This is a genomic window from Gilliamella sp. Fer4-1 (genome assembly GCF_001690515.1).
Classification (GTDB): domain Bacteria; phylum Pseudomonadota; class Gammaproteobacteria; order Enterobacterales; family Orbaceae; genus Gilliamella; species Gilliamella apicola_C.
Genome location: NZ_LZGZ01000312.1, coordinates 1 through 7,210, shown reverse-complemented (window position 1 = coordinate 7,210; position 7,210 = coordinate 1). Strand labels below are relative to the sequence as shown.

7 protein-coding genes are annotated in these 7,210 nt (G+C 34.1%); all 7 read right to left on the bottom strand.

The window, feature by feature from the left end:
* Window positions 1-1,867 (bottom strand): GTP diphosphokinase (gene relA / locus A9G30_RS10525; protein ID WP_065588925.1); only part of this gene is annotated, 1,867 nt, incomplete at its 3' end.
* Window positions 1,868-1,870: 3 nt separating this feature from the next.
* A complete protein-coding gene (gene rlmD, locus A9G30_RS10520; RefSeq protein ID WP_065588924.1) occupies window positions 1,871-3,208 on the bottom strand; it encodes a 23S rRNA (uracil(1939)-C(5))-methyltransferase RlmD in 1,338 nt (445 codons plus the stop codon).
* Between the two features lie 15 nt (window positions 3,209-3,223).
* Window positions 3,224-3,712, bottom strand: coding sequence for a pantetheine-phosphate adenylyltransferase (gene coaD, locus A9G30_RS10515; RefSeq protein ID WP_065588923.1), 489 nt, complete (start codon window positions 3,710-3,712; stop codon window positions 3,224-3,226).
* A gap of 608 nt (window positions 3,713-4,320) precedes the next feature.
* Window positions 4,321-4,455, bottom strand: a complete 135-nt coding sequence (locus A9G30_RS13720; RefSeq protein WP_081295818.1) for an aldose epimerase family protein — start codon at window positions 4,453-4,455, stop codon at window positions 4,321-4,323.
* A gap of 414 nt (window positions 4,456-4,869) precedes the next feature.
* On the bottom strand, window positions 4,870-5,010 hold the full coding sequence (locus tag A9G30_RS13045) for a hypothetical protein (protein ID WP_176700903.1): 141 nt from the start codon (window positions 5,008-5,010) through the stop codon (window positions 4,870-4,872).
* Window positions 5,011-5,665: 655 nt separating this feature from the next.
* Window positions 5,666-6,682, bottom strand: a complete 1,017-nt coding sequence (galE, locus tag A9G30_RS10505; protein ID WP_065588921.1) for a UDP-glucose 4-epimerase GalE — start codon at window positions 6,680-6,682, stop codon at window positions 5,666-5,668.
* Between the two features lie 8 nt (window positions 6,683-6,690).
* Complete coding sequence (locus tag A9G30_RS13715; RefSeq protein ID WP_141672086.1) at window positions 6,691-6,912, bottom strand: MFS transporter; 222 nt, start codon at window positions 6,910-6,912, stop codon at window positions 6,691-6,693.
* Window positions 6,913-7,210 lie beyond the last annotated feature (298 nt).

The following is a 7,210-nucleotide window of genomic DNA, read 5'->3' as shown; positions in this document are numbered from 1 at the left end:
GACAACAGTTTGCAATGGTATACATTAGGTTACCCACACCTTCAATAATAATTGCACCGCCTTTTTTATTACTAGCTTTATTAGTATTTTTTGTTTGTGCATTAAATTTTTGGGTAATCTGTTTTAATACTGCTTCGTCTTCTTCTTTTGCTGTTGGTTTGTTAAATTGTGCATTGATGAAATTGACTAATTGATTTATTTTTACATCACCACTACCAATACCTGCTAATACCTCTTCAAAAGAGTGAGCATTATATTTATTGATTAAGATTTTTTCGACACTTTTTAAACTAATATTTAGCGGTTCAAGTTCATTTGCTAGTATTTGTTCACCAGCAACAATATTTTTATCACGATCTTGTTTTTTAAACCATGCTTGAATTTTGGCTCTTGCTCGGCTACTGTTAACAAATCCTGTATTAGAATTTAGCCAATCACGGCTTGGGTTAGGTTGTTTTTGAGTGATAACTTCAACTTGATCGCCCATTTTTAAATTATAGGTAAAAGGCACAATTCGACCACCGACTTTGGCACCGATACAACGATGACCAACATCACTATGTATATGATAAGCAAAATCAAGTGGTGTGGATCGTGCTGGCAAGTCGACAACATCGCCTTTCGGTGTAAAAACATAAACCCGGTCATCAAAAATCTGACTACGAACGGCTTCTTGAATTTCGCCACGTTCAGACATTTCTTGTTGCCATGTTAATAATTTTCTTAACCAAGAAATTCTCTGGTCATAAGCTGTCATTTTGTCGGTACTACCTTCTTTATACTTCCAATGAGCAGCAACACCTAGTTCTGCATCGTTGTGCATTTGTTCAGTACGGATTTGAATTTCAATGGTCCTATCTTGTGGGCCATAAACGACAGTATGAATTGATTGATAACCATTTGGTTTGGGATTAGCAACATAATCATCAAATTCTTTAGCGATATGTTTGTAATGGCTGTGGACGATGCCTAAGGCATTATAACAATCTTCAATTCGATCACAGATAATACGCACAGCTCGGATATCATATAGATCTTCGAATTCAAGATGTTTACGTTCCATTTTCCGCCATATACTATAAATATGTTTAGGGCGACCATAAACCTCTGCGCGAATATGATCTTTGTTCATCAGTTTTTGTAGATGTTTAACAAATTGATGGATATATAATTCACGATCTAATCGCTTTTCTTGCAATTTTTTAGCAATAAGCCGATACTCGTCTGGGAATAAATAGCGGAAACAGAAATCCTCTAACTCCCATTTTAATTGCCCTATTCCTAACCGATTGGCTAAAGGTGCATAAATATTAAAACACTCTTTAGCTACCAAAATTTGTTCTTCTTGGGGAGATTTGATTAAATTACGTAAATAGGTAATACGCTCAGCCAATTTGATGACTACACTTCGGAAATCATTAACCATCGCCAATAGCATGCGACGAATACTATCAATTTGTTCTGTTGTGGCACTACCGTTGCGGATTGCACGCAATTGACGAATTTCTTTCATTTTAACAATGTTAGAGATGATGTGAGAAATTTCACGATCAAAATCTTCAGGGATATCCTCACGGCGAATAATTTTGGCATCAACAAAAGGAAGCAATAAAGCAGCACATAAACTATTGATGTCCATATTTAGAGTCGATAGAATCTCAACCATTTCGATAGCATTTTGGAAACAGAAAAATTGCTCAGAGGCTCCAGCGCTGTTTTCAAAACAAAAATCCCAAACTTCTCTAAACTTTTTATAAGATGCTGGGTTAGCTAATAATAGTTCTTGTTTTGCCCATTGCTCAACTTCAAATTGAGCAAGAGAATAATGTTCTTCTCGATGTTGGTGCGCGCCTCTGATAGTTACCATAAATTATGTTCCTGATTTTATTAACAACAACATTGATTCAATATGTTTGGTTTGTGGAAACATATCTAAAATAGCAACTTGAGCAATTTTGTATCCTGCATCTATAAGTTGTTTGCTATCGCGAGCTAGAGTAACAGAGTTACATGATATATAAACAATTTTTGATGGAGCTAATTTTGCAATTTCTATTACTGCATTTAATGCCCCCGCTCTTGCTGGATCTAATAATACCTTGTTAAATTGTGATTGGCTCCATATCGAAAATTGTTGAGTATCGTCTAAGTTGCTAGCTAAAAAATTGGTTTCAGCACAAATCTTATTACTATTTAATATAGTGTTAAATTTTGCTTTTTCAACCAGTGCATCAATACCTTCAATCCCTGTTACTGTTTTACTTAATGTTGCTATAGGTAATGAAAAATTACCCATACCACAAAAGAGATCTAAGACTTGGTCAGTTGGTTGTAATGTTAACCAATCAAGAGCTTGATTGATCATTTTTTGATTTATTTTACAATTTACTTGGATAAAATCTAGAGGGCTAAAAGTTAATTTTAAATGATTAATTAAATAAAAATGCTCAGTATTACCTGTAATATGTACTAAATCTTTACCATAAAAATAAAGTGAAAGGTTGTGATTTTCTGCGAAATCTTTCAATAAGTTAACGTCATAATCAAGTAAAGGCATAGTATGCCTTAAAACAATAATAATACCACTGTCAACTGAAATTAATTCAATATGACCAAGTGCTTTTTTCTGTTTAAAATTGCTAAATATACTTTGCAATGGTATTAGCAGTGTATCTAATTCATTCACTAATATGGGACAACGTTTAATATTAATTATTTTGTTTGACTCAGCTTGGCGAAATCCAATAACTAATTCGCCTTTAACTATATTAATTGAAAGCCTTGCTCGCCGCCGATAATGGTAAGGCTGATCGGCAATAATTATGGGGGAATTTTGAGTAATATTTGCTAAAGATTGTCCCGTTTCTTTTTGTAGCAGGTTAATTAATGCACTATATTTTGCTTGTTGTTGCAAATGAGGGGCAATATGTTGCAATTCACAACCACCACATTGCTGATAATATTGACATTGTGGTTTAACTCGATTTTGGCTTTGGTTATGATATCTAATGACTTTGGCTTTAGCATAATTTTTTTTGTCTTCAGTCAGTTCAATATCAACGGTTTCATCAGGCAAAGCTGATTTAACAAAAATTGTTTTACCTTTATAACTAGCAACCCCTTGCCCAAAAGCATCTAAGGATGCAATTGTTACTGTCAATTTTTGTTTAGTAAGTTTTTTTTTCTGGTGGGTATAAAAATTAACCATAGACGTTTTTTTAATTTATGTTAAGCGTTTGAGTAATTCTGTTTTGACATGCTTTGGCACTAAATTTGTGATATTACCACCATGATAGGCGACATCTTTTACGATTGTTGATGAAATAAACCCCATCGCAATTGATGGCATTAAAAAAATGGTGTCTAAATCGGATTTTAACGCCCGATTCATTTCAGCAAGTTGCCTTTCGTATTCAAAATCGTGTGTTGTTCGGACTCCACGTACAATAACTGTAGCATTGTGAGTTTGAGCAAAATTTGCCATTAAATTATCAAATCCTATCACTTCGACATTAAGCAAGTGCTCGACCGAAGTTGATGCTAAATTTACCCGTTCTTCTAGGGTAAACAGTGTTTGTTTATTAGGATTTTCAGCAATAGCAACGATTAATCGAGGAAATAGTAGCGAGGCTCGTGTCACAAGGTCAATATGACCATTGGTGATAGGGTCAAAAGTGCCCGGAAAAATAGCTGTTAAGGCTTTGCTTGTCATATTTTATATTTATCCATTGGGTATGATAACCGTATCATACCCAATTTTGATTAGGATTGTTAGTTTAAACGTACAAATTCTTTTATTCAATTTACAGATACGGGGAATACTTACAGAAAAAAGCTAGTTTCTATCAATATATGTCCATAAATGAGTCAAATGATTTAATTTATAACAAATTAAGTCGTTAGGTGATCATGAATTTGTTAAGTCTGTAAAAGCCTACTTGGTTGTGACCATTCAATATGACGAGAACTATCGGGTAAAAACAGTGCTTCTAGTGCTACACCTGCAAAATTCCCATATTTACCATTGTATCAGTTTGGCTTATTCTGAAAAAACAACCTGTATATATTTGTAATGAAGGTTGAGTTGTTATTACATTCATTATTACTTTTTGAGCAGGCGAAATAAGTTGAGTTGCAATAGTCTGTGTTTTATCTAATAAGTAAATATGCTCATAACCACCAGTTATTTACTGCTCAAGGCTTTCATATAATTTGCCTAATAAAAGTTCGGGTTGTTACAAATCCATATCGTATTTAATGGCTTTCACCAAATAATTATTGTAAATTAAGTTAGCACCACAAACTGTGATTAAGGATATTCTAACTTATTTCTCCATTAAGATTAAAATAAGCATAATTAGTTAAATTAACTGATGTGGCTTTTGTTGAGATTGCGTGGAACGCAATAATAACTTTGTTATAATCGGCAAGTATATAAGTGACTTTTACACTCAGCTAGCCAGCCACCCAACTCTTTATCAGGAGAAATTAATCAAAATGTTACCTGTTGCTCGAATTGGGCTTAAATTTGCTATCGTTTTTTGTCAAAACCTAATTTTCCACCATATAACAGATTGGCACATTGGTTAGTGCTAAGTAGATAATGTTTATTGTTAATATCAATTGTAACACCTAAATAGGCATCTTATTGTTGGTATTGTTCTAGTGATTGGCATTCAAGTAAGGCTTCGCAATTTTTCTCGTTAACAGATAATATACAAGAAAACCATGTCACCTCCTCAGTTTGGAAATTTGATATGCATTGCTTGCCTATTTAAAAGTGTAATAATTTGTTTTATAAGAATATCGCACTACTCCATTCACTTTATTTATAGTTGTAAAAACCTTCTTTAATACCAATTTGTTAGCTTAATTATCGCTAACAACCGCTCTAACCGCATTGACTTTATCTTTTGGCACTAATACCACAACATATCCGCCAAAGCTACCACTAACCATCCGTACACCATCTAGTTTACCAATTACGCCGTGAATTATTTCAATAATCATCACGCGTTAAGTTGTGGCTATTGATCATAAGTATTGATAATAATTTATAATTACCACTAAAGCTTGCGTCACTTTTAGCGTGCGTTCGTTTTCAGTGATTACATAATGAGACCGTTTGAATACAATGGGAGCAAGCAAGTTTTAAATATATTGTGATTCGGTTAATGAAGCATCTCTTAGTTATTTTACTTTAAGGGCTTTGACTGCTACCTCACATAGTTTACATCGAACATTATATTCATTGTTAATTAAACTTCGTTTGATATTTGAATTAATGATAATCACAGAAAAATCTCTAGGAATAGAAACAAGTTTAGCTTTTAATGATCGGCAATCGATCAGTAATGCATGTTGACTTTGTTCAAGTGCAGATATTAATTGAACTATTATGCCACAATTGGTTTTCGGCATCTTGACCAATTAATGCTAACTTGGTGCCATCTAAGGTACAAAAAACAAGTTGAATAATAACTAGGATTTTATTCTTGAGTAAATGTTTCTTGTTGCATTGACCAAGGGCGTTTCACTCTATGTGGCGAAACGCGCACCTATTGGTTGATTAATAAATTATAGCGACAAAGGGTGAGCAATCGGATTAAAATTAGCTATTTTTACTTCTATTTTAATTTTGCTTATTTTATCGATGCCATACAACTTAACCAGGATAGCCTTGAGGGTTATTTGATTGCCAATTCCACGAGTCTTTTACCATGTCATCTAGTGTTAATTTGGTTTTCCAACCTAATTTATGTTCTGCTTTTTTGACATCAGCCCAAAATGCGGGTAAATCGCCAGATCGCCTTGGCGCAAAGTGCCAGTTAAGCGCTTTTCCTGATACTTTTTCAAAAGCTTTGATCACTTGTAATACGCTGTAACCAATACCAGAACCCAAATTATAAATATGAACACCAGCTTTGTTGTGATCGGCTTTTAGTGCAGCAATGTGTCCATCAGCTAAATCAACGACATGTATAAAATCACGAATACAAGTCCCATCTGTTGTTGGGTAATCATTACCAAAAACAGCTAATGATTCTCGCTTACCTACAGCAACCTGAGTAATATATGGCATAAGATTATTAGGAATGCCTAGAGGATCTTCGCCCATCAATCCACTTGAATGGGCCCCAACAGGATTAAAGTACCGTAGTATAGTCAGTGACCAATCAGATTCGGCAACAGCTAAATCCATTATACATTGTTCTACCATTAATTTACTTTTGCCATATGGGCTAGTCGGTAGCCCTTGTGGCAAGGTTTCAACATAAGGTACAGGGGCGAGTTCGCCATAGACGGTGGCCGACGAGCTAAACACTAGCTGCTTAACACCTGCCTCTCGCATTGCTTTCATTAGAGTGATACTGCCGTAAACGTTATTTTCATAATATTCGAGAGGTTTGTGTACTGATTCACCAACTGCTTTTAGCCCAGCAAAATGAATCACTGCTTTGATATCATGTTCTGTAAAGATCTTAGCTAATAATTTTTCATCACACACATCACCTTGATAAAAATCGACCGATTGACCTGTGATTTTTTGTATTCTATCTAATACTGATACTTTACTGTTGAACAAATTATCAATAATAATTGGTGTATAACCGGATTTAATAAGTTGGACACACGTATGGCTTCCTATATATCCGCATCCACCAGTAACTAATATTTTCATAATATATCCTAATCTAATGTAATTATTACAGAGAGTATCTGCCAGAGCTCAGATTGTTCGCTGTTTTTCTGCTTCCATAGATCCCATGGACCACGGACTGATAGTGTGAAAGAAGATATTCGCGTAAAACTAAATGCGATAAAACCAAAAACTAGGTATGATCTTTCAAATCCTATTTTAACATACATAAAACCTATATAAACATAATATATAGTTGTTTTGCAAAACAAAACCTACTAGCAATTGCACCTAAGGTTACATTAAATTGAAGCAACGATCCTAAAACAAAGATAAAAATGAGGCAAACAACACAGAAAGCTGTATGACAATCCAAAGAAGATGTTTTGTTAACCCTGATTTACACAAAATTAGGCTAATTAAAAGTCAAAAAAAAGGGCAAATAATGGAATGAACGAGGAAAAAGTGATCGGGATAACACTTGGTAAAATCGATTGTATTTCATTACTAATTTTATTTTGTATTTTATATAACTTTACCCATCTAGATTTATGTTTAGAATTTAGAAAA

Bases quoted from the DNA above. Each gene is read 5' to 3' on its own strand.
- A9G30_RS13045 (WP_176700903.1), bottom strand. From the start codon at position 5,010: ATGATTATTGAAATAATTCACGGCGTAATTGGTAAACTAGATGGTGTA.
- coaD (WP_065588923.1), bottom strand. From the start codon at position 3,712: ATGACAAGCAAAGCCTTAACAGCTATTTTTCCGGGCACTTTTGACCCT.
- rlmD (WP_065588924.1), bottom strand. From the start codon at position 3,208: ATGGTTAATTTTTATACCCACCAGAAAAAAAAACTTACTAAACAAAAA.
- galE (WP_065588921.1), bottom strand. From the start codon at position 6,682: ATGAAAATATTAGTTACTGGTGGATGCGGATATATAGGAAGCCATACG.